This is a genomic window from Paucibacter sp. KBW04 (genome assembly GCF_003852425.1).
GTDB lineage: Bacteria > Pseudomonadota > Gammaproteobacteria > Burkholderiales > Burkholderiaceae_C > Paucibacter_A.
Genome location: NZ_QAJN01000008.1, coordinates 172105 through 197039 on the forward strand (window position 1 = coordinate 172105; position 24935 = coordinate 197039).

Below are 24935 nucleotides of genomic sequence, written 5' to 3' on the forward strand. Positions count from 1 at the left end.
ACAGGTCAATCGAGGAAGGCTTGGGTCTTCAGACACTCAGCAACACGTCCAGCACCGCCTGCTTCTGGGGCAGGTCTGCGGCCGGGAAGGACTCCACCACCTCGCCATGCTCGACCACGATGAAGTGGTCGGCCAGCGGGGCGGCGAAGCGGAAGTTCTGCTCGACCATGATGATGGTGAAGCCCTGGGCCTTGAGCGTGGTGATCATGCGGGCCAGGGCCTGCACGATGACGGGGGCCAGGCCTTCGGAAATCTCGTCCAGCAAGAGGATGTCGGCGCCGGTGCGCAGGATGCGGGCCACGGCCAACATCTGCTGCTCGCCGCCCGAGAGCCGGGTGCCCGGGCTGTGCCGGCGTTCGGACAGATTGGGGAACATGGCGTAGATGTCGGCCTCGCTCATGGGCTTGGCGCGCTGATTCTTCAGGGCGGGGGGCAGGCGCAGGTTTTCCTCGGTGGTGAGCGAGGCGAAGATGCCGCGCTCCTCCGGGCAATAGCCCAGGCCCAGATGGGCGATGTGGTGGGTGGCCATATCAATGGTCTCCACCCCATGCACCTTGATGGAACCCTTGCGCTGGCCGGTCAAGCCCATGATGGCGCGCAGGGTGGTGGTGCGGCCGGCGCCGTTGCGGCCTAAGAGGGTCAAGACCTGACCCTTTTTGACGCTCAGATTGATGCCGTGCAGGATGTGGCTCTCGCCGTACCAGGCGTGCAGATCGGTGATCTGGAGTGCGACTTCGCTCATGCTCAATGGGCTCCCTGCAACTCGGCGGCTTCGCTGCCCATATAGGCTTCCAGCACAGCCGGGTGCTTGGACACGGTGGCGTAGTCGCCCTCGGCCAGCACGGCGCCGCGCGCCAGCACGGTGATGCGGTCGGCGATGCGCGAGACCACCTTCATATTGTGTTCAACCATCAAGACGGTGCGCCCCTCGGCCACGCGCTTGATCAGGTCGGTGACACGGTCCACATCCTCGTGGCCCATGCCCTGGGTCGGTTCGTCCAGCAGCATCAAGGTGGGCTCCATGGCCATGGTGGTGGCGATTTCCAGGGCGCGCTTGCGGCCGTAGGGCAGGTCGCCGGCCTTGAGCTGGGCCATTTCGCGTAGGTCCACCAATTCCAGCAAGGCCAGGACGCGAGCGTCTAACTGCTTCAATCCCGTGAGCCCTTTCCAGAAGTGGAAGCTGGTGCCGGTGAAGCGTTGCAGACCGATGCGCACGTTCTCCAACACGGTGAGGTGGGGAAAGACGGCGGAAATCTGAAAGCTGCGGATCACCCCGCGGCGGGCGATCTCGGCGGATTTTTCGCCGGTGATGTCCACCCCGTTGAGCAAAATCGTGCCGCGGGTGGGCTCCAGGAATTTGGTCAGCAGGTTGAAGCAGGTGGTTTTGCCCGCTCCGTTGGGGCCCAGCAAGGCGTGAATATGACCCCGCTGCACCTGCAGATTGACGGCGTCCACGGCGGTGAAGCCTTTGAACTCTTTGGTCAGGTCTTTTGTCTCTAGGATGAGTTCGCTCATCTGCTGGCCCGCACCGAATCAGGGTGCGGTTGTAGTTGAATCCCCAATGTAGGGCCGAAGCTCTAGAACGGACACCGGAACAACCTTTAAGTAGTATTGACCTAGGGTATTCACCGAGCGGGCAATTCAAGCACCGAAACCGATCGGCTGGTCATGTTCCTGTGCTTGGAAATCGACGCCCCCAAAAGAAAAAAGCCAGCAGCTTGCGCTGCTGGCTTCCCATGCCGGGGAGGCGCGGTTCAATCAATCAAACATCAAGCTTGCTGGCGATTGCGGCGGCGGGCCACAAAGCCCAGGGCGCCCAGGCCGGCCAGCATCAGGGCATAGGTTTGGGGCTCGGGCACGGCCGCGGTCAGGCTGACCTTGTCCAGCGAGCTCCCCAGGGTGTCGCTGGTGCCGGTGGCGCGGAAGCCGATGGTGGTCGAAGCGCCGGCAACAAAGCTGGTGCTGAAGGTGGTCCAGTTGTTATTGGTGGTCGCGGCGGGCAGGGCGGCCAGCGCCGTCCAGGTCGTGCCGCCGTCTACCGTGAAGTCCAGGCCATTGGTCGCGACCGCCGTGCCGGGGCGGTTGGCGTAGGCGAAGCTGAAGTTGTAGCTCTGACCGGCCTGGGTGGCGATGGTCTGGAACATGCTGCTGTTCTTGGTCGTGTCCAGCTCGACATAGTTCAGGCCGTCAAACGCGCTGCCAGCGATGTTGTTGCGCAGCTCGATGCCGGCGCCCACGCCGGTCCAGCCATTGATATTGCTGAAATTGCTCCAGGCGCCGTTGGCCAGGGCATTGTCTTCAAAGCTGCCGTTGACCACCAGATTCGGGGTCGCAGCCAGGGCGAACACAGGCGAAGCCAGCAGAGCGATGGTGGTGAGAACCTTTTTCATACGAATCCTTTTGGGTGGGGCGGCGCTATCGAAGCGCGACAGAAGCTATTGTTCAGAAGTCCCTGTCCATCGCCATCCCCGTGGACAAAGGGTTCTGGCGGCACATCGTGAATCGCATCACGTTTGCGGCCGAAACTTTGTCCCCTCGCAGCGGCTTGGTGCGATTGGCGTGCGCTTGGCGTGTGAAAAAAGCAGCAAGGCCGTTGCTGGCGCTTGCTGCTTTTTGGGGGGAAGGTGGGCGCTGGGCCGGACCGATCTTTACCCTTCCAGCCGCTTCTGGAACACCAGGCCGGCGTGTTCGCGCAAGGCGTGGAACTTGATCTTGGGCCAGTTGGCTTCGATGGCGCGCAGCTCGGGCGCGTACTCGACCAGCACGGTGGGTGCGTCCACCGCGTCGTAGGCCATGCGGTGGTCGTTGGCGTCGATGAAGCGTTTGAGCTCTTTCTCGTCGTCGCAAGTGACCCAGCGTGCCACCTGGAAGCGGCTGCCGCTGATGCGGGCCTTGCAGCCGTACTCATGCTCCAGGCGGTGCGCCACCACTTCAAACTGCAGTTGGCCGACGGCGCCCAGCAAAAGCACCGAACCGGCGATGGGGCGGAAGACCTGGATCGCGCCTTCTTCACCCAGCTGCTGCAGGCCGGCCTTGAGCTGCTTGGTCTTGAGTGGGTCGGCCACTTCGACGCTGCGGAACATTTCCGGGGCGAAGAAGGGCAGGCCGGTGAACTGCAGGGCCTCGCCCTCGGTGATGGTGTCACCCAGCTGCAGCACGCCGTGGTTGGGGATACCAATGATGTCGCCGCCGAAAGCCTCGTCCAGCAGCTCGCGGCGCTGGCTCAAAAAGCTCACCACCGTGTTGGGGCGCAATTCCTTGCCGGAGCGCACCACCTTGAGCCGCATACCGCGCTCGAAGTGGCCCGAGGCCACGCGCAGGAAAGCGATGCGGTCGCGGTGCGAGGGGTCCATATTGGCCTGAATCTTGAACACCACGCCGGTGAACTTGGGCTCCTCGGGCTTGACGACGCGCTGCATGGCGGCGCGCTCGCCGGGGGCGGGGGCCAGTTCGACCAGGGCGTCCAGAATTTCCTGCACGCCGAAGTTGTTGACGGCCGAGCCGAAGAACATGGGCGTTTGCTTGCCGGTCAGGAACTCGTCCAGATCAAAGGTCGCCGCGGCATCCTGCACCAGCTCGATCTCGCCCTGGGCCTGCTCGTACTGCATGCCGAAGCGCTCGGCATAAGCCGGGTTGTTGAGGCCGCTGAGGATTTCGTCGTCGCCGCCCACCCGGTCTTCACCGGGCGAGAACACCCGCATCTGTTCCTGGCGCAGGTCCATCACGCCGTGGAAATGCTTGCCCATGCCAACCGGCCAGGTGAAGGGCACGACGGTCATGCCCAGCTCGCGCTCGATCTCGTCCATCAGGGCCAGCGGGTCTTGCACCTCGCGGTCCATCTTGTTGACGAAGGTCAGGATGGGGGTGTTGCGGGCGCGGCAAACCTGCAGCAGGCGGCGGGTTTGCGGCTCCACGCCGTTGGCCGCATCGATCACCATCAGGGCCGCGTCCACGGCGGTCAGCACGCGGTAGGTGTCTTCCGAGAAGTCCTGGTGGCCGGGGGTGTCCAGCAGATTGATCACGCAGTCGCGGTACTCCATCTGCATCACCGAGGAGGCGACCGAGATGCCGCGCTGCTTTTCGATCTCCATCCAGTCCGAGGTCGCATGGCGCGAGGCCTTGCGAGCCTTGACCGAGCCGGCAATCTGGATCGCGCCCGAGAACAGCAAGAGCTTCTCGGTCAGCGTGGTCTTGCCCGCATCCGGGTGGGAGATGATGGCGAAGGTGCGGCGGCGCTTGACTTCGGTTTGAATGCGGGTCGGGAGATCGGCGGACATGGGGCTGGTGGGCGCGACAAGCCCCAAGGCCCACGCGCAGATTCGAAGGTAAGGGCGGGATTATCGCAGTGGCGGGCTGGGCGCGTGGCCTCAGGGCTCAGAGCCGAGCGCAAGAAGCGGGTGGCCGGGCCGCCACGCGCCGCCTAGGCTGTGGGCTTGTGAAACTTTGCGAGCCTCAAGCATGCTGCCATCGACCGCCTCCTACCGGGTCGTCCCTTTGCGTCAGGACTTTGTGCAACGCGCCCGTTCAGAGGGCTTGGACGATCTCGATCAGCCCGTGGAACATCACATCGCCCAGGGCGGCGAGCCCTGTCGCGACGCCTTGCGCCGCGCCCGCCCTGGCGAGCGCTTAATCCTGGCCAGCTACTGCCCGTTTGAGCAGGTCGGCCCCTACCGTGAGTACGGGCCCGTCTTTCTGCTGGCCGACCCTGCGGCCCAGCCCCTGGGCGCATCCCGCCTGCCTTTGCAAGGCGAGCCGCCTTATCTGAGGGACAGCTTTGTGCTGCGGGCCTACTCGGCCCAGCAGCGCATCGTGGCGGCCGAGATCGTCCACCCGGCCCAGGCCGAGCCTGCTTTGCTCGGCCTGCTGGCGCGTGCCGATGTGGACTTTGTGCTGGCGCGCTTCGCGGCCTACGGCTGCTATGCCTGCCGCGTCGAGCGAGGCGGCTAGTTGCGGGGCCAAGCGCAATAGACTGCGGGCCATGCAGCCCAACCCTACAGAACGCGACAGCTCGGCGCTCTACACCCAGCGCATGAACAAGGTGCTGGACCATATCGATCGGCATCTGGACCAGAACCTGGAACTGGCCGATCTGGCCGAGGTCGCTCACTTCTCAGCCTTCCATTTCCATCGCGTTTTCGCGGCCTGGATGGGCGAGACCTTGGGCGACTATCTGCGTCGCCGCCGTCTGGATGTGGCCGCGCTCTATCTGGTCATCGAACCCACCATGCCGGTCCTGGAGATCGCCCTGAACGTGGGCTTTGGCTCGGGCGAGGCCCTGGCGCGGGCCTTCAAGCTACGCTTTGCCAGCACGCCTAGCCAGTGGCGTGAGCAGGCTCCGCGGCGCTGGGCCGAGCAGCTGCATGCGGCGCGGCGCTTGGCAGAGCAGGCGCAGAGCAATCTGGATCAGGCGCTGAGCAATCCTGATCAGTTGCCGCAGCGGCATGCCGTGAATTATCAGGACTCCTCAATTTCGCATCCGGAGTTCTGCATGAAAGTCACCATCCAAACCCTGCCGCCCGTGCGCGTCGCCTATCTTCGCCATATCGGCCCCTACGGCCCAGCTATCAGCCGTTTCTGGCCCGAGCAGGTCATGCCTTGGCTGATCGCCCATGGCTTGGAGAAGGCGCCGCGCTACGGCATCGGCCATGACGATCCCTTGATCACCGAAGGCGCCAAATGCCGCTACGACGCCTGTGTGCCGGTGGCGCCGGACTTCGTCGCCAAGAACCCGGCGGGCATCGCGGAGCTGCCAGGCGGGCGCTATGCCTGCGCCGAGTTCTTCGGCGACGGCCCGGCTGCCAGCCTGGCCTGGACCGAGTTGCTGCGTGAGTGGCTGCCCAAGAGTGGGTATCAGGTGGACTCGCGCCCCTTCTTCGAGTACTACCCGGCCGATGCCCGCTACGACTTGGAGACCGGCCGATTTGAGTGCCAGCTTTGCGTGCCCTTGCGCGGCCTGTAGATCTGGGGGCAGCTGGCTTCAAGCCACCCGTGTCAGCGCCGGCGGGTCGTAGCGCTGCTCGATGATCTCCTTGGCGGGCATGTAGTTGCGCATGGTGAGGTTGAAATTGCCTTCCTTGGGCGCGGGCAGCCAGTTGCTGAGCTTGTCCTCGCTGGGGCGCTCGGCCTGGATGTAGATGCGCAGCGAGCCGTCGGCGTCGAACTTCAGGCCCTTCATGTTTTCGCGTATGGCCCAGCGATTGATCTCGTTCTCCACCAGATTGAAGTTCTGATACAGGGTGAAGGACCAGAAGGCCTCGACCTTGGGGAACTGGTCTTTGCGCATGAATAACTCGTAGCGACCCTTGCTATTGAGCCGTTCGCCGTTCTGGTCCTGCGAGGCCCATAGATAGGTGCATTCACGGGGCGGGTGGGCCACGATGCCCCACAGGCTTTGCCAGGCCGAACGCATGATGTAGTCATGGGTACTGGCCTGGCCAATGTCGGTGGGGAAGTAAAACCAGCCGTTGACGGCCCGCGCCCAGGGCCGCTCGACATGGCTGCGCAGCACGCGCAGGCCGTCGCGGGCGGCTCGGGCCAGGCCGCGGTTGGTCTCGGGCGAGTTCTTGCTCAGGTCCAGACCCGGGCCGATGCCGACGGTCTTGAAGCCCTCCAGCAGAATCTGCTCATGGGCCGGCGGCGGGTTCTCGATCAGCATCTGATTGAGGATGACAAAAGGCCGCAGCGGCTTGCCGGCCAGGGCGCTGACGTCGAACACATTCTTGTCGCTGGCAACGAACTCGCGCCCGGCCAGGAAGTCGGCCAGGGGCGTGATCTTGGTCTGGGCAAAGCGCTCCTTGGCCCAGGCAATCTCCTTGGCGTCGTCCTGGTCGATGCGCAAGCGCACCAGGGCGAAGACCCATTTCTGCGGGCACTCAATCACGCGATCGAAACGGCCCTTGGGCAGCTCGCCCTGCCAGCCCGGGGGCAGCAGCAGGAAGTTGCCATGCAAAGGCCCGCCGGAGCGCTTGCTGAGGTAGGCAAAGTTGTTGGTGTAGAGGTCGGACAGCTGGACCGAGAAGTAATGGCCTTGCGGGTCCACCGGGCTGATCACCATGGGGCCCGAACGCAGGTCGATGAAGGCGCCGGCATAGACGGTGTCGGTATTGAAGGAGCCGCCGTCTTGGTAGAAGGAGGTGGCGACGAAGTGCTTGGTGGTGATCCATGAGTTGATGGGGCGCTGCACCGACTTGGGGTTGACCGTCCATTGCCACATCAGATTGGCGAAGTAGATCAGCGGCCAGCCCCACTGAAAGGCTTGCAGACCCAGGGCATAGGCATGCAGTTCACGCGGGTCGGCGCCCGCGGCTTCTTGGCCGCCGAGGATGTCCAGTGCGCGCGCGGCCTTGGCCTCGGCACTCTCCTTGGGCGGGGTGGTTTGCTGGGCCAAGGCGTTTGTGCCGCTCAGGCCGACACCTGCTGTCAGCAGCGTTTGTTGCAACCAATTGCGACGTTTGAGCATGGTGGTTTTGCTTCCGTGGGTCTTGTCGGTGAAAGAGTCCTGGCCATGCAAGGTGGCCAGGAGATGTTGGCGAGCCGCTCTTAGCGAGCAGGGCAGCCCCTGGCCTCAAACGCGGCCTTGTCCTGGTAGGCCAAGTCGGGGTAGTAGTCGCCCAGCACCTGTCTTTCTTCGCCCGGTTTTTGCACCTTGGCCAAGCTGTGCGCAAAGGCAGGCGAGGGCAGCAGGTGGCGGAAGATCAGATAGCCGCCATGCGGATTGCCGATGCCATCGCCTTCGCCCCATGGCAGCCAAGCCACGCCACATTCGGCGCGGGCATTGGCGGGTCGATGGGCCGGGCTGCTGACGACGATGTTGTAGCGGCCCTGCTCGTTCAAAGGCACTTGTTCGTCAAACAGGCAGGCATCGACCGCGCCGTCGGCAATCGAGCGACCTTTGCACAGCGACCAGTAACGCATATCGAGCTCGCCAGTCATCTTGGGCCCGCCGCGCCAGGTCACCGCCGTGCGCGGCGCCTTGCCTCGTAGCAGCAAGGTCTGGCCATAACGGTCATCCAGATAGGTCGTCATATAGCTGTTGTCCAAGGTGCCGTAGAAACCGCTGCGGCGGCTGGCGTCGATGCGGCTGCGCATGCCTTCAAACGGCGTGTTGATCAAGACATTGCTCAGGGTGTGCAGGGGGTTGAAGAAGCTGTTCCAGGAGACCGGCGCGGGCTGGGCGGGGTGGTAGGGCGCGCGGGCACCGGGGATTTTGAAAAGGGCTCGATTGCCCTCGGCCGTGCTGCGGTAGTCCCGTACCGCGGCCTCAGGCACGCCAATGGCGCGGCAAAGGGCTTCGCCGTCCAGGCGGTGGCCACTGGCCAGCCTGAGTTGCGGCCGGGGCAGGGCCACGCCGCCCTTCACATCGCGGCCCTGGTCGGGCACATAGACGCGCATCCACAGCTGGTAGACACCGGCTTCATCGGGCATGAACAAGGTGTTGGGCGGGCGCTGAGCCTCGTCCACCCGCTGCCCCGCTTGCAGATCGCGCGGCTGCAGGGCCACGGTGTATTGGCGTTGCTTGGCTTGGCGGTCGGCGCCGGGCAGAAAAGGGTTGCTGCTGCCTGGGGCGGGCCGGATCAGGAGATCGCTGAGCGAGTCCACCGGCTGCCCCATGGGGTTGTAGGAGGCAAAAGACAGGTAGCGGGCATGGGGGAACTCGCCCTCCAGGCTCAGGCTGGCACCAACAGGCAGTTTGAATTGGGCGATCCAGTACACCACGCCCAGATCGGGTGAGAGGATGTTGAAGGTGTCGGACTTGAGCGTGCCGGTCCAGAAGCAGTCGCTCAGGCCTTTGCCGGCATGGCGGCGCGCGATTTCTTCGGCCGTATAGGGTTGCACGCTGGGCGTGGCCTGGCGTAGGCGCTGAGCCACATCGGCTGCGGCCGCGGCCTCGCCTTGCGCCGCGCTTGGACCGGCCGTGAACAGCAAGATCAGTCCGAGGCTGCTGAGAAGGTGCTTGGGCATGGTGATCTCTCTTCGATCGGAATCAACGCGTGACGATGGGGAAGGTGCCGGCGGCCTTGTCGATCAGGCTGAAGAAGCGGCCCAGATCCAGGGTGCTGCCTTCGATCTTGGTCTGGTCTGACAGCAGCAAGTCCTTGGCGCCGGCCGAGCCGGTCATCATGCGCAGGAAGAAGGGCTTGGTCAGCGTCAAGGTCGCGTTCGCATCGGTGGCGGCCGGCGCCTTTTTGTGGTGCAGGACCGAGTTGCTCAGCTGCAGCACATAGCTGTCCCCAGGGCTGTCCGAGAAGACCAGATTGATCTTCAGCTGCAGGCCATCGGCCTTCTCCGCATTGATGCCGGCGGCCATGGCTTCCAGGAAGCGCTCGATGGGGGTGTGCTGCAGCATATCGATCAGCATGGCCGAGGTAATGCCTTTGTCGGGCGGGCCCTGGCGCAGCTCCAGCGCGCCGGTCAGATAGAAATTGCGCCAGGGGGCCGACTCGGCCATATAGCCCAGCTGTTCAAAGCTGCGCGCCAGCAGCTCGCTGGCGGCCTTGTCCTTGGGCTGGGTGTAGACCAGCTGCTTGAGCAGTTCCGTGGCCCAGCGGAAGTCGCCGGCGTCAAAAGCTTGTTGGGCAGCGCTCATGGCCTTGTCCGGGCCACCGGCCAGTTTGATATAGCGCTGCGCCAGCTCCAGCGGCGGCAGGCCATCTAGATTGGCGGGGTGGGCATCGAACCAGCCCATGTAAAACTGGTAGACCGCCCGTGCGTTGTGCCGCACCGTGCCGTAGTAGCCGCGCACATGCAGATGGTCTTGCAAGGCCTTGGGCAGGCGCATGTTCTCGGCGATCTCGGCGCCGTTCAGGCCTGCGTTGATGCCACGCACCGTCTGGTCGTGGATGAATTTGTAGACATCGCGTTGCTTGGCGATGAAGTCGCGGATATTGGCCTCGCCCCACACCGGCCAGTGGTGCTGGTTGAACACCACCTCGGCGCCCTGGAGTTGCTTCAGAGAGCCGTCCAGATAGGCGGCCCATTTGAGCGCGTCCCGCACCTTGGCGCCGCGCAAGGTGTAGAGGTTGTGCAAGGTATGGCTCATCAACTCGGCGCCGCCATAGGCCTGCAGCTCGGGCAGGGCGAAGGTGAACTCGGAGGGCGCCTCGCTGCCCGGCACGTTGTAGAAGATGAAGCGCACGCCGTCCAGCGCCAGCTCCTGCTGCTCGCCCTCGACCAATTGGGTGGGCGGCAAGATGCCCACCTGGCCATAGGCCACGGCCTTGCCCAGGCCGTCGTCCACCAAGCCGGTGGCCGAGCGCGGCAGGCGGCTGCCGTACATATACATGGAGCGCCGCCCCATGGCGGCCCCCACCATCACGTTCTCACTGGTGGCCTCTTCCATGAAACCCGCCGGGGCGACGATGGGCACGGCGCGGGCCTTGGCCTCCTCCGCCGAGAGCACGCCCAGAGCCCCGCCGAAATGATCGGCATGGCTGTGGGTGAACACAATCGCCGACACCGGCTTATTGCCCAGGTGCTGGCGCGCAAACGCCATGGCGGCGGCGGCGGTCTCGCGCGAGGTCAGGGTGTCCACCACAATCCAGCCGCTCTTGCCCTCGATCAGGGTGATATTGGCCAGGTCAAAGCCGCGCAGCTGCCAGATGCCGTTGCGCACCTTGTAGAGGCCGATCTGGTTGTTCAGCAAGGCTTGGCGCCACAAGCTGGGGTTGACGGTGGCCGGAGCCGCGCCCTGCACAAAGGCAAAGGCCTCGTAGTCCCAGATCACTTCGCCCGCCGCATTCTTGACCTGGCCCTTGGGCGCGGCGATGAAGCCGCGCCTGGCGTCGGCAAAGGCCGCCGGGTCCGACAAGTCGGCCGCTCGAGCCGTGGCTTGCTGGGCCTCTTGCACCTGGCTTGTCACGCCCGAGGAGGCCGAAGGCGCGGCTTGGCGCCCACAGCCGGCCAGCAGGCCGACCAGGATGGTGGCGCCGACCAAGGCCTGGCAAGGCCTGATCCAAAGCGCGCGCGAACTTGCCAATTCATTTTTGTTCAAAGCTTGTCTCCTGCTTTGTTGTGGCCTTGTTTGGGCCTGCGACGGCTCTCTATTCACGGGGAATGGGCCGAAGTCAGGCGCATGATCAACAATCCGAAACAATGTGTCCAATGCATCTTCATCATCATGATGATGAGTTTGGGTAATTCACGGAGGCTCACCCCATGGTCGAACTCAGGCATCTACGCCATCTGCTGGTTTTGGCCGAGCATGGCAACTTCAGCCGCGCGGCGGAGGTCTTGCATCTGACTCAACCGGCGCTGACACGCAGCATTCAGGCCTTGGAGGCGCAGGTGGGGGCGGTCTTGTTCGAGCGCCGCCGTGGCCATATCGAAGCCACCGAAATGGGCCGCTTGCTGCTGCGCCATGCCAAGGCCTTTCAAACCTCGGCCTTGGACCTGGAGCATGAGATCCGCCTGGCCAAGGGGCTGGAGCTGGGTGAGCTGCGTATCGGTGTCGGCCCCTACGGCGGCGCGGCTCTGATCGGCCCGGTGGTGGGGCGATTGAATCAGCGCTATCCGCAGCTGCGGGTGCAGTTGGTGGTGGCGCCCTGGCAGGAGCTGCCCGAGCGCGCCCGTGCCCGCGATGTGGATCTGGTGGTGGCCGAGCTGAGTGAGATCGAGCGCCTGGAGGACTTTGCGCTGGAGCGATTGAGCGCCCACGAGACGGTGACGGTGTGTCGCCCAGGCCACCCCATGCTGGGGCTGGAGCGGCCCAGCCTGGCCGAGCTGTTTGCCTACCCGCTGGCCGGGCCGCGTCTGCCGCCCGGCGTGGCCGAAGCCTTGATCAAGGCCGCGCCCGCAGCCCAGCGCGAGCGCTTGCAAAGACTGGGTTTGCTCACCTTGCAATGCGACAGCTCAAGCCTGCTCAAAAGCATCGTGCAGGAATCCGACGCCTTGTCCACCATGCCGCGCTTCATGGTGCAGGCGGAGCTGAGCCTGGGTCGCCTCTGCGCCTTGCCCAGCCTGCTGCCCGAACTGCGCCCGCGCTTCGGCGCCGCCTGGCTGCAGCAGCGCAGCCTGTCTGGCGCGGCCCTGCAGTTTGTCGAACTCTTGCGCAGCCATGATGCGGCCTTGAGCCAGGCTGGCGCGCAGGCCAAGCAGGTCAAGCGCAGGGCGGCGGCAAAAAGGGCTGCACAGTCTTGAGCAGCCGCTCCACATACGCCTCTTTGTCGCCCACCGGCGCCACCGTGAGCAAGGCCTCGCGGGTGGCGGCCTCGCCCGCCTTCATCAGCATCACCCAGGTCGCCAAGTACTGAGAGGCCAGGCAGCCGCCGGCGGTGGCGATGGGGCCCTGGGCATGGAAGGGCTCGTCCAGCACCCGGGCGCCGGCTTCAAGCACCCAGGGCTTGCTGCTTGCATCGGTGCAAGCAGGCTGTTGGCCTAGCAAACCGAGCCGGGCCAACAGCAAGCTGCCCGAGCATTGGGCGCCGATCAGCTGGCGCAGCGGATCCAACTGCAGGCGATCCAGCAGGGCGGAATTTTCTGCAATCGCGCGGGTGTAAAGCCCAGAGCCGAACAGCACCACCTCGGCCTCATTGGCCCATTCCAGCGGGCGTTGTAGCTGGACTTGCACGCCGTGCATGGAGCTGATCGTGCCGCCCGGCCCGCACAGCTCGGCCTTGAAACCCTGGGCCTGCAAGCGGTTCAAGAGGCCCAGCGGGATAAAGCTGTCCAGCTCGTTGAAACCTTCAAAGCTGAGGATGGCGATGCGGGTGGAAGCACTCATGGGGCTTGATCCGGCTGAGGTCTACAGTGCGGCCCATCCTAGTCAATCCCGCCCCTCATGTCCTCTTTTGCTGATTCCGCCCCGGCCCTGCCGGATACCCGCCGCTGGGCCTGGCTGCCACCCGTGGGCTCGGCCGCTTACTACGCACTGCTGGCTGCCGTGGGCATGCTGGTGCTGGGCCCCTTGGGCGGCCTCACCGCCGCCTTCATGAATTTCTCCATCGGCTTCTACGTCGGTGGCCAGGTGCTGGCCGGCATTCTGGGCTCGGTGGTCACCTATGGCTACGGCAGCGAGGGCAAGCACGGCGCCAACTACATCCAGACGGCGGCCGCCTCGGTGGCCGGCATGATGGCCATGAGCACCTTGATCCAGGCCATGGTCTGGATGGGCATGCCGGCCGTGCCCTTCTGGCAGATGGTCACTTATATGCTTTGCATAGGCATGATGGGGGCGGGCATAGGCATGCTTTACACGCCCATCCTGGTCGAGCGCATGCAGCTGACCTTTCCCTCCGGCCTGGCGGTGGCCAATATCTTGCGTGCCTTGACCGACCCGGTCTTGCTGCGTCAATCGGTCTCGCGCTTGTTCGGCGGCCTGGCGGTGGGCGCCATCGGCGGCTGGGCTTCGGCCAAGGTGGCGCTGCTGGGGGTGATCGAGCTGTCCACCTCCACCTTTGGCGCCGGTTTGATCGTGGGCGCCCGGGTGGGCATCCCGGCGCTCACCGGCGGCCTGGTGTTCTGGGCCCTGGCGCCGTACTTCATCAGCATTGGCTGGCTGCAACCGGACGAGCCCTTTCGCAAGATCGCCTTTCTGATTGCACTCGGCATGATTCTGGGCGCGGCCCTCATCGATCTCAGCTTGATCTTCTGGCGCGCCGTCCATCGTCTGCGCGCGGTCTCCGAGGCCGATGCCGTGGCCGTGCCGGCCGAGCAGGTGGGGCGCGGCAGCGGCCCGCGCGCCAGCATGCCGCGCCTGCTGGCCTGGGTGGGGGTGTGGACGGTGGCCACCATCGTGGCGGGCATGAGCTTCTTCAATGAACCCCTGGGCTATATGGTGCTGGTGGTCGGCCTGGTCTATGTGTTTGCGGTCGTCAACGGCATCTCGGTGGGGCTGACCGATCAGAACCCGATCTCCTCGGCCTTTGTGGTGACGGTGCTGATTCTGGCCAGCGTGGGGCTCAAAGACCCCTTGCTGGGCCTGATGGCGGCCATGGTGGTGTTTGTCTCCAGCAGCGTGGCGGGTGATATGCAGCAGGACCGCTCGACCGGCTGGCGTCTGGGCTCCAACCGCACGCTGCAGTTCCGCTTCCAGGTGGCCGGCTTGCTGCTGGGTGCGGTGCTGGCGGTGGTGATCGCCCAGCTGTTCATGACGGCCTATCCGGTGCTCAAGCTGGACCAGACGGCCATGTCGGCCAGCGAGGCGCCCACCCAGTGGACCTCGGCCATGACTTACAAATTCGTCGGTGTCTTGCGCAGCCTGACCGAGCCCAAAGAGTTCCAGACCACGGCCATTCTGATCGGGCTGGGCATTGGCTTTGGCACCGAGTTGCTGCGCAAGCTGATCAAGCACCATGCGGCTTATCAGCGTTTTGCGCAAAGCGGCCGCAAGGGTTTTGCCATCGATTTCTGCCTGGACGCTTTGTTTTTGCCCAGCCCTTACGCCTCCTCCTTCGGTGGTTTTGTGAACCTGCCGACCTCGGCCTGGTTTGCGGCCGGCGGTATTGCGTCCAGCCTGATCAACAGCCTCAAGCCCAAAGCCCCGGCCACGGCCAGCGAATTGCCCGATGACATGAGCAGCACCTCCCTGGTCGGCGGCGGCTTGATCGCGGGCGATGCCTTGGCCGCCCTGGGTCTGGGTTTGGCGGGCTTGGCCGCGCTACTTTGACGGGTCGAAAAAAAGCCCCGGCTCAGCGGACTGAGCGGGGCTTGTGCTGCGCGGGCTAGCGGCCCGCGCTCGACTTGACGCTTCTTGCGATCAGAAGAACTTGTGCTCCAGCTTCAGGCTGAAGCCGCGGCCGTTTTCGCTGTCCAGGAAGTTGTTGTAGTGGCTGGAGAAACGCGGCGTCGCGTCAAACACATTCACCACCTGGGCGTTCAGCTTGGTCTTCTTGCCCAGCTGATAGATGGCGCCCAGATTCCAGCTGGTGTAGGCGCCGATCTTGTCGATCTCGGTGCCGGCAGGTGCTTGCGAGGGATCGTCATAGTTCAGCACGCCGGCCTTGGTGATGGCGGTGAGCACGCTTTCCAGGTCACCGGTCTTCAGGCTGAAGAAGGTGACGTTCTTCCAGTTCGGACGCTCGTAACCATTCAGACGGCTGGAGAGCGGAGTGCCTTCCACATCCGACTGCTTGTAGCTGAAGGTGTGGTTGTGCTGGCTCTCGGCCCTCAAGACGCCGAAGGGCAGCTTGACGCGGGCCTTCAGGGCGATGTCGATACCGCTGGTCTCGATGCGGCCCACATTGCGATAAGGCGTCACCAAGCCCTTCAGTCGGCCATCCTTCAGGCCGGGATTGGCCGCTTCCAGCGCTGGGTTGCGCGGGTCACGAATCACCATGTCCTTGAAGCCGTCCACCGTGAACTCGTTGTCCAGCAGGTACTGGGCGTTCAGGATGGAGATGGTGTCCTTCTGTTCCAGGCGGTAGACGTCAAAGCTGGCGAACAGATCGGAGGTCGGCTGCAGAGCCAGACCCAGGGCGAAGATCTTGGTGCGTTCGGGCTTGAGCTCCGGGTTGGCCAGAATTTTCAATTCGGGGCTGTACTTGCAGGACTTCACGTCATAGCCCAGGGGCTTGCAACGCACCCAGTCGGCCACCGTGGTGTAGGCCCTGGATTCCGACATATACATCTCGGGCAGCGAGGGGGCCTTGAAAGCGGTGTTGAAGTTACCGCGGATCAGGACTTCTTTGCTGGGCCGGAAGGCGATGGCCAGCTTGGGGTTGGTGGTGCCGCCGAAGTCGTTGTACTGGTCGTGGCGCAGGGCGGCCTGGATCTCGATCTGCTTGATGGGTTGCAGATTGAATTCACCATAGGCCGACACGGTGCGGCGCGAGCCATCGGCGCCGGTGCCGCCCAGGCCTTCGATTTCCTTGCGGATCACTTGGCCATCGGGCGTGTCCTTCAGGGTGTCGCGCATGGCTTGCACGCCCCAGGCGAAGCCCACCGGGCCGCCCAGGGTGAACAGCTCGCCATGGCTCATCTTGAAGTCCACCACGCTCAGCGTGGTCTTGGCTTCGCGATGGGTGCTGGTCATCAGGGGCCGCACCTTGTCTTGCGAGTTGGCGGCGATCCAGGGGTTGTAGCTGCCGGTCTTGAGCGCCTCAACAATGGCGGCCGACTTCAGACGGTTGGTTTCGTCGGTGCTGACCTTGTTGCTGCTGTACAGAGCGGCAGATTCCCAGTCCCAGTTGCCGAACACGCCGCGAGCGCCACCCAGGGCGCGCATGGAGTTGGACAGCTGCTTGGAGTTGACCTGGCCGGCTTCCTCAATGGCGCGGAACACGGCCAGGGGGGACTTGGCTTTGGTGCCATCGTTCAAAGTAATGGTGCCGAGGTCTTCACGCCAAGTGGCCCAGCCCGGCTGGATGAAGTTCTTGGTCTCGTAAGCGATGGAGGAGAAGCCCTTGTCCCAGTCGGCGGTGTTGCGCGACAGACCCAACTCGCCGAACAGCTCCAGGTTCTCGTTGATCAAGGCCTTGCCCAGCACCGACAGATTGACGCGCTCCAGGGCCGGGCCGGCCATGTCGCCTGCGGCCAGGTCGGTGTAGCAGTACTCTGCGCCCTTGTCATCGATGCCGATCTGCTCCTTGGGGCAGCCCGGCATGGCAAAACGGGTGTTGGCGGCGGTGGAGTTGCGGATCTCGTAGCTGCCGGGGCCGCGATTGCTGGCGCGGTTGTCACGGCCTCCGAAGGGGCGCAGATCATTGCTCTTGCTCCACTCGTGCAGGCCCAGCTCGGTCTTGTTCATCTTGAACAGGTCGAGGTTGAACAGCAGGTTGTAGCGGTCGCGGGTCAGGTCGCCCACGCCACCGGTCAGGCCGGCGGTGGTGGTGCCGGCATCGCCGGCTTGGTTGGCGGCGTAGCTCAGGCTGCCGTCCAGACCCTTGAAGTTCTGGCGCGTCTTGAAATTGATCACGCCGGCCACGGCGTCCGAGCCGTAGATGGCGGAGGCGCCGTCACGCAGGATTTCGATGGATTCGATGGCGTTCAGCGGCAAGGTGTTCAGGTCCACCGCGCTTTCCGACAGGCCGGCGGAATAGCCGAAGTTGGCCACACGGCGGCCGTTCAGCAAGATCAGCACATTCTTGGCGCCCATATTGCGCAGGCCCACATTGGCGGCGCCGGCGGCAAAGGAGCTGCCGTTATCGCCCTTGTCCAGGCTGGTGACCGAGCTCATATCGTTCAGCAGATCGGCCACGGTGGCCTTGCCGCTGGCTTCGATGGCGTCGCGCTTGACCACTTCAATCGCCAGCGGGCCTTCGGCCGAGATGCGCTTGATATTGGAGCCCACGACCTCGACGCGTTCGAGTTGCTGGGGTTCTTGCTGTGCGTGTGCCAGGGGGCTCAGAAGGCCGGCGCTGATGAGTGCCAGGGCCAGTCCGGTGGAGGGGATACGGGGAGTGGACATGCAGAAATCTCAGAGAACGATGACGAAATGCAGTCCTTGCGCACCGACCTGGGCATGGCTTGGGATCGATTTCTGGAAGGGGATTCCGCGCCCTGCTGTCGCCATGTCTGGCGCAAGTCGGGTCAATCCGCCGGCCTCAGCTGGGCTGTTCGGCGCTTAGCTGCGTGGAGCTGCGAGGCGCAAGACTAAGAGGCGGAACCCCATGCGTTTTAAGGGTAACTACTGAGGATATTGCGCTGCAATCGCTTGTTTTTCGCCGAGATAGCCGTAAGTAATGGGTAAGTGTGTTCAACACCATGACTTCTGCATGTATTTTTGTAATTTCCTCACACATCGGGTTTTCACGGATGGTCTATTCCTCGCACGCAGCTTCGCAACTGTTGCGTTTTCCATTCGCTATTGAGGTGTTTGTGGTCCAGGCGCGCTTGAGGCCAGGCCCGGTCGGGCCGAGCCCGGACTAAGCGATCTGAGCCGCCGCAGCCTTGCGTCGCCGCTGCAGCGCCCAGGCCGCCAGCAGGCTGAAGGCCAGGGCCTGGGCCAGCAGGGCCCAGCCGTAGGGGGCCACGGCTTGCAGCGGCGCCCCCATCTGGTTCAGGCGCACAAAGGCCTGGATGCCGACGACGGCGGGGATCGCCTCGCCCAGGCCTTGCAAGGCGGCCGGCAGGGATTCACGCGGCCAGGAAAAGCCGGCCAAAAAGGCGATGGGCAAGGAGGTGCAGAGCAGGGCTTGCATGGCCCGCTCGCGGTCGGCGAAGAGGGCACCCAAGGCCACGCCCAGGGCTGCCACGCCCCAGCAAAAAGGCAGCAAGAGCAGGGCCGTGCCCAAAGGATTGCCGCCGTGGGCATAGCCCAGAAAGGGGAACATCAGGCCAAAGAACCAGCCGGCCGAGAGCAGGCCGAAGAGGGCAAATGCCGTGGTGCGGGCCGACCAGGCCCAGAGCGAATCGGCGCTCTTGTCTGCGCGCGGCTTCTCGAACCAAGTGCCGACCCACAGCGCCGTGCCGATCAGCAGCAGCTGCTGGATGATCAGCACCGCCACGGCGGGCACCACATAGCTGCCATAGCCCTCGCTGAGGTTGTAGAGCGGCAGCAGCTGCACATTCAGCGGGCTGCGGCTTTGCGCGGCCTGCAGGGGCGGCTGGCCGCGGGCCTGCAATTGCTTGAGCTCTACCCCGGCCGAGACCGTGCCCAGCACCTCGCCAAAGCCGCTGAGCACCACCTTATTGGTCAGAAAGTAAGCGCCATTGGCCAGCACCGGCAGAACCACACCCTGGCCGCGCGCCACATCGCGCTTGAGTTGGGTGGGCAGGACGAGATAGCCCTCGATCTCGCGCCTGGCCATCAGCGCTTGCACCTCGGCCTCGTCGCCGCTGACCAGTCGCAGCTGCAGGCGTGGGCTGGCCTGGGCGAAGCGGCTGATCTGGCGGCTCAGATTGCTGTGGTCCAGGTCCACGATGGCCACCGGCACCCGCTGCAAGGCCTGGGTGCTGTAGGGCCAGGGGTAGAAGAAGGAGTAGATGATGGGCGCGGCCACCAGCAAGAGCAAAGCGCCTTGGTCGCGCAGGGCCGCCAGTAGGGTGCTGCCCAGCCAGCCCAGCCAGGATTTGTTTGGAGCCATCATCAACGCCGCCCCCAGCTCTTGGGATCGAGCGCGACCCGCGAAGCCAGGCCCCAGCTGGCCGCCAGCAGACCCAGGGTGGCCAGCAGCAGGCCGCCCAGCAGGGGCTGCAAGGCGGCGGCGCCCTGGCCCATTTGCAGCAAGCCCATCTGGCCCTGCAGGGTCCAGGTGAAGGGCAGGGCTTGGGCCCACAAGCGGGCACCCTCGGGCATGGCCATCAAGGGAAAGGCCAGCCCCGAGTAGGCAAAGGCGGGCGCGGTGATGAAGCCCGCCGCCGACAACACTAGGCGCAGGGAGCGGCCGGCCAGGGCAATCGCCGCGCCCAGGGCGAGGTAGAGCGCGATCATCAAAGCGTGCAGGGCCAGCAAGGGCGCCAGCGTGCCTTCGGGCACCAGGCCCAGGCGGGCGAAGATCAGCCAGAAGACGAGGTTGACGGCGTTGAGCAGCGCCCAGGCCGGCAGCAGCTTGGCCAGCAAGGCAGGCAAGACCTGACCCCCGCTGGCCGCCAGCCAATCGGGCGCCGTGGCATCGCGCAGCTCGCGGCCCACCGTCCAGCCGCCGGCCACCATGGCCAGCAGATGCAGCAGGGCCGGAATCAGGGCGGTGGCCAGGAATTGTTGGTAGTTGAGCGCGCCGTTGTAGAGCGCGCCCAGGCTGGCCCGCATGGGCTCGAACGCTTGCTTGGCGGCCTGCGGGCTTTGGCCGCGCTTGTTGCGCGCCGTCAGCTCGATGCCGGCCGACAAGGTGCCCACCACGGTGCGCACATCTTTCTGGATCAGACCGGAGTGGGTGGAAAACTGCGCGTTGTGCAGCAGGGCGAGCTGACCCGCCTGGCCACGCTTGATGTCGCGCGCCAACTCGGGCGGGATGATCAGGGCGGCATAAACCTCGCCGGCCCGCAGGCTGCGCTGCAAGGCCTGCTCATCGCTGTACTGGGCGGCGATGCGCAGACCCGGAGCGGCATCCAGCATGCGCTGCAGCTGGCGCGAGAGCCCGCTGTGATCGCCGTCCAGCACGCCTATGGGCAGACGCGTGGGCAGGCCCGCCGCAAAGCTCCAGATCATCATCAGACCCAGCAGCAGCGGCACCCAAGTGAGCATGGCCAGATCAAACTGCCGCTGCCACAGCAGGCGCAGCTCGCGCCGCAGGCCATCACCCCAAGGTTTCACGTGGAACTCAGGGCAGTTGGACCAAGACGCTCATGCCGGGGCGCGCCTCGGCAACAGCTTGCAAGGGCTTGGCCTTGATCTCGAAAGTGCGCACGTCATAGCCCTGGTTGGAGCGGGTGGCGCGCCAGGTGGCGAAGTCGGGCAGGGCCTGGCTGGCCGTGACCTTGAAGCGCACGATGCGGTTGGCCAGCGCGGGCAGCTTGGCCTCGAACTCCTTGCCGATGGCAAAGCGGCTCAGCTGGTCTTCGCGCACATTGAACAAAGCCCATTGGTTTTGCAGGTCCACCACCGTCACCACCGGCACACCGGCGGGTGAAAGCTCACCTTGCTTGGCCAATAGCTTGGCCACCTCGCCGGCCACCGGGCTCTTCAGCTCGGTCTCGGCGCGGGCGCTTTCCACCTCTTGCACCACGCCGGCCACCTGGCGGGCCTGGGCGGAAGCGGCGGCCTGGTCCTCGCTGCGGGCACCGGCGCGGGCCATCTCGGCTTGGGCCTTGGCGGCATCGGCCAGGCCTTGGGAGGCGCGCCAATTGGCCTCGGCTTCATCGCGTTTCTGCAGGGCCACCAGGCCGTCTTTGTAGAGGCTGTCGACCCGCTCGAAACTCTTTTTGGCCAGCTCGGCGCCGACCCGGGCGCGCTCGTAATTGCTCTGCGCCATGCGGATCTCTTCGGGCCGGGCGCCGTTCTTTGCCTTCAGGGCCACGGCCGCGGCAGCCGCCTCGGCATTGCTGGCCTGGGCCATCTTGGCGGCCACCTCGGGGCTGTCAATGCGCAGCAGCAGGGTGCCGGCGCTGATCTTCTGGCCCTCATGGACCAGCAGCTCGGCGATGCGGCCGGTCAGCTTCGGAGCCACGTCGGTCTCTTGCGCTTCCATCATGCCTTGCAGCTGCTGAGGTGGCTCGCGGCCGCCCTGCAGCAGGGCATAGACGCCCCAGGCACCCAGGCCCAGCAGCAGGAGGGGGGCGACGAACTGGCTTGCTTTTCTTTTCATGGAATTCTTGTCCTCCGACCTCATTCGACCCGCAGATCCGCCCGCGCCAGGTACTCACCCAGGCGATGGATCTGGCCGCTGGCCTGCAGCAGGCCCGTCAAGGCCATCACATAGTCGTAAGCCACCTGGGCGCGCTCGGTGCGCAGCTTGGCCAGATTGAGCTCGGCGTCGATCAGGTCCAGTGCGGTGCTGGTTCCCTGGCGCAGACCGGCTTCGCGCAGGCGCACCAGCTCGCGGCCTAGCTCATCTTGCGTGGCCAGGCTCAGGTATTGCTCACGCGCGCGCTCGGCGCTGCGCCATTGCTTTTCCACCAGCAGGGCGATGTCGCTGCGGGCTTGGGCATCGGCCGCATCCACCTGCGCGATCTGGCTGGCATGGGCCCGGTCCAGGGCCTCGTGGTCCAGCGAATCCCAAAGATTGACCCGCACGCCCAGGCCGGCCACCCAGTCGCGGTTGTGCGTGAGATTGGTCTGGCCGAAGGCGAAGACCTGGGGCTTGTTGAGCGCCTTGGAGGCCGCCTTCAGTTGCTCGGCCTGGCTGCGCTTGGCCGTCACCTTGGCCAGGCCGGGGTGATGGGCCAGGGCCTCGTTGATGAATTCGGGCAGGGGCGGCAAGGCCTGGCTGCTGAGGGCCAGCGGCGTGCTGGGCAGAGGGGCTGCGCCCTCCAGCTTGACGCTGCGCGCCAGGGCCAGGGCGGCTAACTCCGCATCGCTGCGGGCCTTGCGGGCCTGGTGGCGGGCATCTTCCAGGGCGGCGCGGGCCTGCAGGCGTTCCAGCTGCGAGACCACGCCGGCCTTGAGCATCTTCTCCACCGCCGCATCATGCTCGGCCACGCCGCTGGCGACGGCCTCGCGCAGATCGGCAGCACGCCGGGCCAGCTGGGTCTGGAAATAGCGCTGGGCCAACACACCCACGGCCTCGTCTTCCACATGGCCCAGATCGGCCTGCGCCTCATCGCCCTGAGCCTTGGAGAGCGCCCGCGCCGCATCCGCCGCACCGCCCACATAAATGGGCCAGATGGCGTTGAGGATGGCGGTTTGATTGCTATTGCTGCGCTCCAGCGTGTAGCTGGAGGGCAGCTGGGGCAGGGCCGGCAAGGCGCCAATGATGGAGGGCGGCAGCATGCCGATGACGCTGCCCAGGCCTTGGTTGAGCGGGTCCAGATTGAGGTCCAGGCTGGCCTTGTAGCTGTAGGCCAGGCCAAACACGCTGACCACCGGCCCGCCCAGATTGGCAATGCCCTCGGACTGCGCCTGGCGCTGGGCCAGCTGCGCACGCGCGCCACCCAATTGGTCGGAGCCCTGCTGCAAGCGCTGCAGGGCCTCCTCCCAGCTCAGGCGAGCGCCTTGCGGCATCTCCTCGGCGCTGGCGCCCGCACTTAGGGCACAAGCCAGCAGCAGCGCCAAAGGCTTCAGGCGGCGTCCTCGGTTCATTCTTCCAGAAGACTTCTGAGCATCCAGGCCGTCTGTTCATGCACGGTCAAGCGCTGAGTCAGCAGATCGGCGCTGGGCTCGTCCGAGGCCTTGTCGACGGCGGGGAAGAGGCTGCGCGCCGTGCGGGCCACGGCCTCATGGCCTTCGACCAGGATGCGCACCATCTCCAAAGCCTTGGGCGGCGTGGCGGGTGCGTCGGGCAGGGAGCTGAGCTGGGCGAACTGGGCGTAAGAGCCCGGTGCCACATGGCCCAGGGAGCGGATGCGCTCGGCGATCGGGTCCACCGCATTCCACAGCTCGGTGTACTGGGCCATGAACATGGCGTGCAAGGTGTTGAACATGGGCCCCGTCACATTCCAGTGGAAGTTGTGCGTGGTCAGGTAGAGGGTGTAGGTGTCAGCCAGCAGGCGCGAGAGGCCGGCGGCTATGGATGCGCGGTCTTTTTCAGAGATGCCGATATTGATGGCCGGGCCAGAAGATTTGGCGGGACTCGGTTTCTTTGCCATGGGCTGCTCCAAAGTATCGTTGGCTGGGTTTGGGCTCGTCAGGCTCCGGCAGGGCTTGAACCCTTCGGGGCGCGAACTCACCCTCGCAGCATAGACCAGGCTCATAGGGAGTTTGTGACCTTAGTTAGGGGAGCGGCTCTTTGCGGCGGTCTGGCCACCCGTGGCGGCCATTTTCTGGAGCCTTTGCGCCAAGCCCATCAAGGCTTCCCTCAAGGCATTGGGCTTGTGGATGGTGCAGGCAAAAGGCCAGCCCGCGATCTCACGCGCCATGGCGCTCAGGTCATCGATTTGTGCGTCCAGCCGGCAGCCTTGAGGCGAGGGGCTCAACAGACCCAGCTCGGGCGCGAGATGGGCGCGTGCCGTGGCGATGTCGGTGTGCAGGCTCAGGCGCACCGTGTGGGCGCGGGGCAGGGTGGCGATGGCCTGGCTCAGATGGGCCAGCACATCAAAACCGGCGGGGCGCAAAAAGCTGGCTGGGCGGGCTTCGACCGCTTCCACCCGGTCCAGACGAAAACAGCGCAAGGCCTGGCGCAGATGGCAATACCCGACGGCATACCAATGGCCGCCCCGGAAAGCCAGGCCGTAGACATCGACCTCCCTGTCCTCGGACACCGGCTCTTGCGCGCCGCTGCGGTAGCGCAGGCGCACCCGCTGCTGGGCGCGAGCGGCCGTGCTGAGGGCGGGCAGATGCTCGGTCAGCAAGCTGCTTGGCATCGACTTCTGGCCGGGTGTCAGGGCTACCGCCTCCACCACATCGCGCAGCCGGCGTTGCAAGGCCTTGGGGCTGACCCGCTCCAGCTTGGCCTGGGCGCTGGCCAGGGCGGGCAGGATGCCGTTCAGGCCCAGCTCGCGGGCGGCGCGCAAACCCATGGCCAAGGCCAGGGTCTCGTCCTTGCTGAACATCATGGGTGGCAGCTTGTGGCCGGGGCGCAGGCTGTAGCCACCGTCACGGCCGCGCTGGGCCTGCACCGGCACACCCAGCTCTTGCAAGTGGGCGATGTAGCGGCGCACGCTGCGCCGGTCCACCTCGCAGGCCAGTGCTAGCTCCGCGCCAGAGAGCTGCTTGTTGGACTGCAAAAGCTCCAGCATGGCCAGCACGCGGCTGGTGGGTTTGGTGGCTTGGGACACGGGCAGACTCTCAGCGCATCGATACAGGACCGATTTTGTCCTATATCGCTTCTAGACTGCGTTCAAGCCAAACAATGAGAAGACTTGAAATCATGGAACACGCCAACAGCCTCTGGATGTTTTTTGCACTCACCCTTGGCGTCATCGCCTTGCCGGGCCTGGACATGGCTTTTGTGGCCGGCAGTGCCAGCGCGCGGGGTTGGCGGGGTGGGGTGGCGGCCACGGCCGGCGTGGTGGCGGGCGGGCTGATCCATGTGATCGTCAATGTCACCGGCCTTGCCGCCTTGCTGATGTTGTGGCCCGGCGCCTTTCAGGTCTTGCTGGTGGCCGGCTCGGCCTATATGGCCTGGATAGGCTGGAGCATGTGGCGATTGCCGCTGGAGGCCGCGAGTGCGCCTCAGCCCGGGGCCCAGGCATCGCAGCTCTCGGCCTTGCCCACGCTTGCGCTGGTGTTCCGCCGTGGTGTGCTGAACTGCCTGCTCAATCCCAAGGCCTACGCCTTCATGCTGGCCGTGTTTCCTGCCTATCTGCAGGTGCCCGAGCGTGGCGTGGCGGCGCAGGCCATCTTGTTGGCGAGCATCATCGCGGCCAACCAAATCGTGGTTTACGGCGGAGTGGCGGCGGCCACCGTGGGGGCGCGCCAATGGCTGGGCGGCGAAGGGCGGCGGGCGGGCTGGATGACGCGGGCCGTCGGGGCTTTGCTGATGGTCGCGGCCGCGCTGACGCTGTGGAAGGCCTGGGCGTGAGCG

General features: G+C 65.1%; 20 protein-coding genes. 5 read left to right on the forward strand and 15 right to left on the reverse strand.

The window, feature by feature from the left end; genetic code table 11:
• Window positions 1-28 precede the first annotated feature (28 nt).
• The 4 genes from DBR47_RS10495 to DBR47_RS10510 form a co-directional block, all read right to left on the reverse strand.
• Window positions 29-742, reverse strand: a complete 714-nt coding sequence (locus tag DBR47_RS10495; RefSeq protein ID WP_124449694.1) for an ABC transporter ATP-binding protein — start codon at window positions 740-742, stop codon at window positions 29-31.
• 2 nt (window positions 743-744) lie between these two features.
• On the reverse strand, window positions 745-1515 hold the full coding sequence (locus tag DBR47_RS10500) for an ABC transporter ATP-binding protein (RefSeq protein ID WP_124449696.1): 771 nt from the start codon (window positions 1513-1515) through the stop codon (window positions 745-747).
• A 254-nt stretch (window positions 1516-1769) separates the two neighbouring features.
• On the reverse strand, window positions 1770-2390 hold the full coding sequence (locus tag DBR47_RS10505; protein WP_124449698.1) for a PEP-CTERM sorting domain-containing protein: 621 nt from the start codon (window positions 2388-2390) through the stop codon (window positions 1770-1772).
• 258 nt (window positions 2391-2648) lie between these two features.
• Window positions 2649-4277: a peptide chain release factor 3 gene (locus tag DBR47_RS10510; protein WP_124449700.1), complete on the reverse strand. Its 1629-nt coding sequence runs from the start codon at window positions 4275-4277 to the stop codon at window positions 2649-2651.
• A gap of 181 nt (window positions 4278-4458) precedes the next feature.
• Between DBR47_RS10510 and DBR47_RS10515 the strand changes: the two genes are divergently transcribed.
• A complete protein-coding gene (locus DBR47_RS10515; RefSeq protein WP_124449702.1) occupies window positions 4459-4947 on the forward strand; it encodes a DUF1203 domain-containing protein in 489 nt (162 codons plus the stop codon).
• Between the two features lie 31 nt (window positions 4948-4978).
• On the forward strand, window positions 4979-5959 hold the full coding sequence (locus tag DBR47_RS10520; RefSeq protein WP_124449704.1) for a GyrI-like domain-containing protein: 981 nt from the start codon (window positions 4979-4981) through the stop codon (window positions 5957-5959).
• Between the two features lie 18 nt (window positions 5960-5977).
• Here DBR47_RS10520 and DBR47_RS10525 read toward each other — a convergent pair whose 3' ends face one another.
• From DBR47_RS10525 to DBR47_RS10535, 3 genes are all read right to left on the reverse strand, one after another.
• Window positions 5978-7459 carry a DUF1254 domain-containing protein gene (locus DBR47_RS10525; protein WP_124449706.1) on the reverse strand — a complete coding sequence of 494 codons (1482 nt, stop codon included), beginning with the start codon at window positions 7457-7459 and terminating at the stop codon, window positions 5978-5980.
• Window positions 7460-7539: 80 nt separating this feature from the next.
• Window positions 7540-8961 (reverse strand): hypothetical protein, encoded by a 1422-nt coding sequence (locus DBR47_RS10530; RefSeq protein ID WP_124449708.1) that lies wholly within the window; start codon window positions 8959-8961, stop codon window positions 7540-7542.
• A gap of 22 nt (window positions 8962-8983) precedes the next feature.
• Window positions 8984-10990 carry an alkyl/aryl-sulfatase gene (locus DBR47_RS10535; protein WP_231512239.1) on the reverse strand — a complete coding sequence of 669 codons (2007 nt, stop codon included), beginning with the start codon at window positions 10988-10990 and terminating at the stop codon, window positions 8984-8986.
• 164 nt (window positions 10991-11154) lie between these two features.
• Here DBR47_RS10535 and DBR47_RS10540 point away from each other — a divergent pair, with 164 nt between their 5' ends.
• Window positions 11155-12135 (forward strand): LysR family transcriptional regulator, encoded by a 981-nt coding sequence (locus DBR47_RS10540; protein ID WP_124449710.1) that lies wholly within the window; start codon window positions 11155-11157, stop codon window positions 12133-12135.
• On the opposite strand, the gene DBR47_RS10545 is transcribed toward DBR47_RS10540, so the two are convergent.
• The gene (locus tag DBR47_RS10545; RefSeq protein ID WP_124449712.1) at window positions 12095-12718 is read right to left on the reverse strand and encodes a DJ-1/PfpI family protein; all 624 of its coding nucleotides are present in this window, start codon (window positions 12716-12718) and stop codon (window positions 12095-12097) included. The two genes, DBR47_RS10540 and DBR47_RS10545, sit on opposite strands and share 41 nt — an antisense overlap.
• Before the next feature lie 57 nt (window positions 12719-12775).
• Between DBR47_RS10545 and DBR47_RS10550 the strand changes: the two genes are divergently transcribed.
• On the forward strand, window positions 12776-14602 hold the full coding sequence (locus DBR47_RS10550) for an OPT/YSL family transporter (protein ID WP_231512240.1): 1827 nt from the start codon (window positions 12776-12778) through the stop codon (window positions 14600-14602).
• A gap of 90 nt (window positions 14603-14692) precedes the next feature.
• On the opposite strand, the gene DBR47_RS10555 is transcribed toward DBR47_RS10550, so the two are convergent.
• The 7 genes from DBR47_RS10555 to DBR47_RS10585 form a co-directional block, all read right to left on the reverse strand.
• Window positions 14693-17341, reverse strand: a complete 2649-nt coding sequence (locus DBR47_RS10555; protein ID WP_124449714.1) for a TonB-dependent siderophore receptor — start codon at window positions 17339-17341, stop codon at window positions 14693-14695.
• Between the two features lie 457 nt (window positions 17342-17798).
• Window positions 17799-18959 carry an ABC transporter permease gene (locus DBR47_RS10560; RefSeq protein WP_231512241.1) on the reverse strand — a complete coding sequence of 387 codons (1161 nt, stop codon included), beginning with the start codon at window positions 18957-18959 and terminating at the stop codon, window positions 17799-17801.
• 2 nt (window positions 18960-18961) lie between these two features.
• The gene (locus DBR47_RS10565; protein WP_231512242.1) at window positions 18962-20128 is read right to left on the reverse strand and encodes an ABC transporter permease; all 1167 of its coding nucleotides are present in this window, start codon (window positions 20126-20128) and stop codon (window positions 18962-18964) included.
• Window positions 20129-20135: 7 nt separating this feature from the next.
• Entirely contained in the window at window positions 20136-21119 is a 984-nt protein-coding gene (locus DBR47_RS10570) for an HlyD family secretion protein (RefSeq protein ID WP_231512243.1), read from the reverse strand.
• A gap of 20 nt (window positions 21120-21139) precedes the next feature.
• Complete coding sequence (locus DBR47_RS10575; protein ID WP_231512244.1) at window positions 21140-22552, reverse strand: TolC family protein; 1413 nt, start codon at window positions 22550-22552, stop codon at window positions 21140-21142.
• The gene (locus DBR47_RS10580) at window positions 22549-23058 is read right to left on the reverse strand and encodes a Dps family protein (protein WP_124449720.1); all 510 of its coding nucleotides are present in this window, start codon (window positions 23056-23058) and stop codon (window positions 22549-22551) included. The genes DBR47_RS10575 and DBR47_RS10580 overlap by 4 nt, the downstream gene beginning before the upstream one ends.
• 120 nt (window positions 23059-23178) lie before the next feature.
• Complete coding sequence (locus DBR47_RS10585; RefSeq protein ID WP_231512245.1) at window positions 23179-24186, reverse strand: YafY family protein; 1008 nt, start codon at window positions 24184-24186, stop codon at window positions 23179-23181.
• A gap of 92 nt (window positions 24187-24278) precedes the next feature.
• Between DBR47_RS10585 and DBR47_RS10590 the strand changes: the two genes are divergently transcribed.
• The gene (locus tag DBR47_RS10590) at window positions 24279-24932 is read left to right on the forward strand and encodes a LysE family translocator (RefSeq protein ID WP_124449722.1); all 654 of its coding nucleotides are present in this window, start codon (window positions 24279-24281) and stop codon (window positions 24930-24932) included.
• Window positions 24933-24935 lie beyond the last annotated feature (3 nt).

What these genes read in the sequence shown, in the direction of transcription:
- DBR47_RS10495 (WP_124449694.1), bottom strand. Translation starts at nt 742, where the DNA reads ATGAGCGAAGTCGCACTCCAGATCACCGATCTGCACGCCTGGTACGGC.
- DBR47_RS10500 (WP_124449696.1), bottom strand. Translation starts at nt 1,515, where the DNA reads ATGAGCGAACTCATCCTAGAGACAAAAGACCTGACCAAAGAGTTCAAA.
- DBR47_RS10505 (WP_124449698.1), bottom strand. Translation starts at nt 2,390, where the DNA reads ATGAAAAAGGTTCTCACCACCATCGCTCTGCTGGCTTCGCCTGTGTTC.
- DBR47_RS10510 (WP_124449700.1), bottom strand. Translation starts at nt 4,277, where the DNA reads ATGTCCGCCGATCTCCCGACCCGCATTCAAACCGAAGTCAAGCGCCGC.
- DBR47_RS10515 (WP_124449702.1), top strand. Translation starts at nt 4,459, where the DNA reads ATGCTGCCATCGACCGCCTCCTACCGGGTCGTCCCTTTGCGTCAGGAC.
- DBR47_RS10520 (WP_124449704.1), top strand. Translation starts at nt 4,979, where the DNA reads ATGCAGCCCAACCCTACAGAACGCGACAGCTCGGCGCTCTACACCCAG.
- DBR47_RS10525 (WP_124449706.1), bottom strand. Translation starts at nt 7,459, where the DNA reads ATGCTCAAACGTCGCAATTGGTTGCAACAAACGCTGCTGACAGCAGGT.
- DBR47_RS10530 (WP_124449708.1), bottom strand. Translation starts at nt 8,961, where the DNA reads ATGCCCAAGCACCTTCTCAGCAGCCTCGGACTGATCTTGCTGTTCACG.
- DBR47_RS10540 (WP_124449710.1), top strand. Translation starts at nt 11,155, where the DNA reads ATGGTCGAACTCAGGCATCTACGCCATCTGCTGGTTTTGGCCGAGCAT.
- DBR47_RS10545 (WP_124449712.1), bottom strand. Translation starts at nt 12,718, where the DNA reads ATGAGTGCTTCCACCCGCATCGCCATCCTCAGCTTTGAAGGTTTCAAC.
- DBR47_RS10550 (WP_231512240.1), top strand. Translation starts at nt 12,776, where the DNA reads ATGTCCTCTTTTGCTGATTCCGCCCCGGCCCTGCCGGATACCCGCCGC.
- DBR47_RS10555 (WP_124449714.1), bottom strand. Translation starts at nt 17,341, where the DNA reads ATGTCCACTCCCCGTATCCCCTCCACCGGACTGGCCCTGGCACTCATC.
- DBR47_RS10560 (WP_231512241.1), bottom strand. Translation starts at nt 18,959, where the DNA reads ATGGCTCCAAACAAATCCTGGCTGGGCTGGCTGGGCAGCACCCTACTG.
- DBR47_RS10570 (WP_231512243.1), bottom strand. Translation starts at nt 21,119, where the DNA reads ATGAAAAGAAAAGCAAGCCAGTTCGTCGCCCCCCTCCTGCTGCTGGGC.
- DBR47_RS10575 (WP_231512244.1), bottom strand. Translation starts at nt 22,552, where the DNA reads ATGAACCGAGGACGCCGCCTGAAGCCTTTGGCGCTGCTGCTGGCTTGT.
- DBR47_RS10580 (WP_124449720.1), bottom strand. Translation starts at nt 23,058, where the DNA reads ATGGCAAAGAAACCGAGTCCCGCCAAATCTTCTGGCCCGGCCATCAAT.
- DBR47_RS10590 (WP_124449722.1), top strand. Translation starts at nt 24,279, where the DNA reads ATGGAACACGCCAACAGCCTCTGGATGTTTTTTGCACTCACCCTTGGC.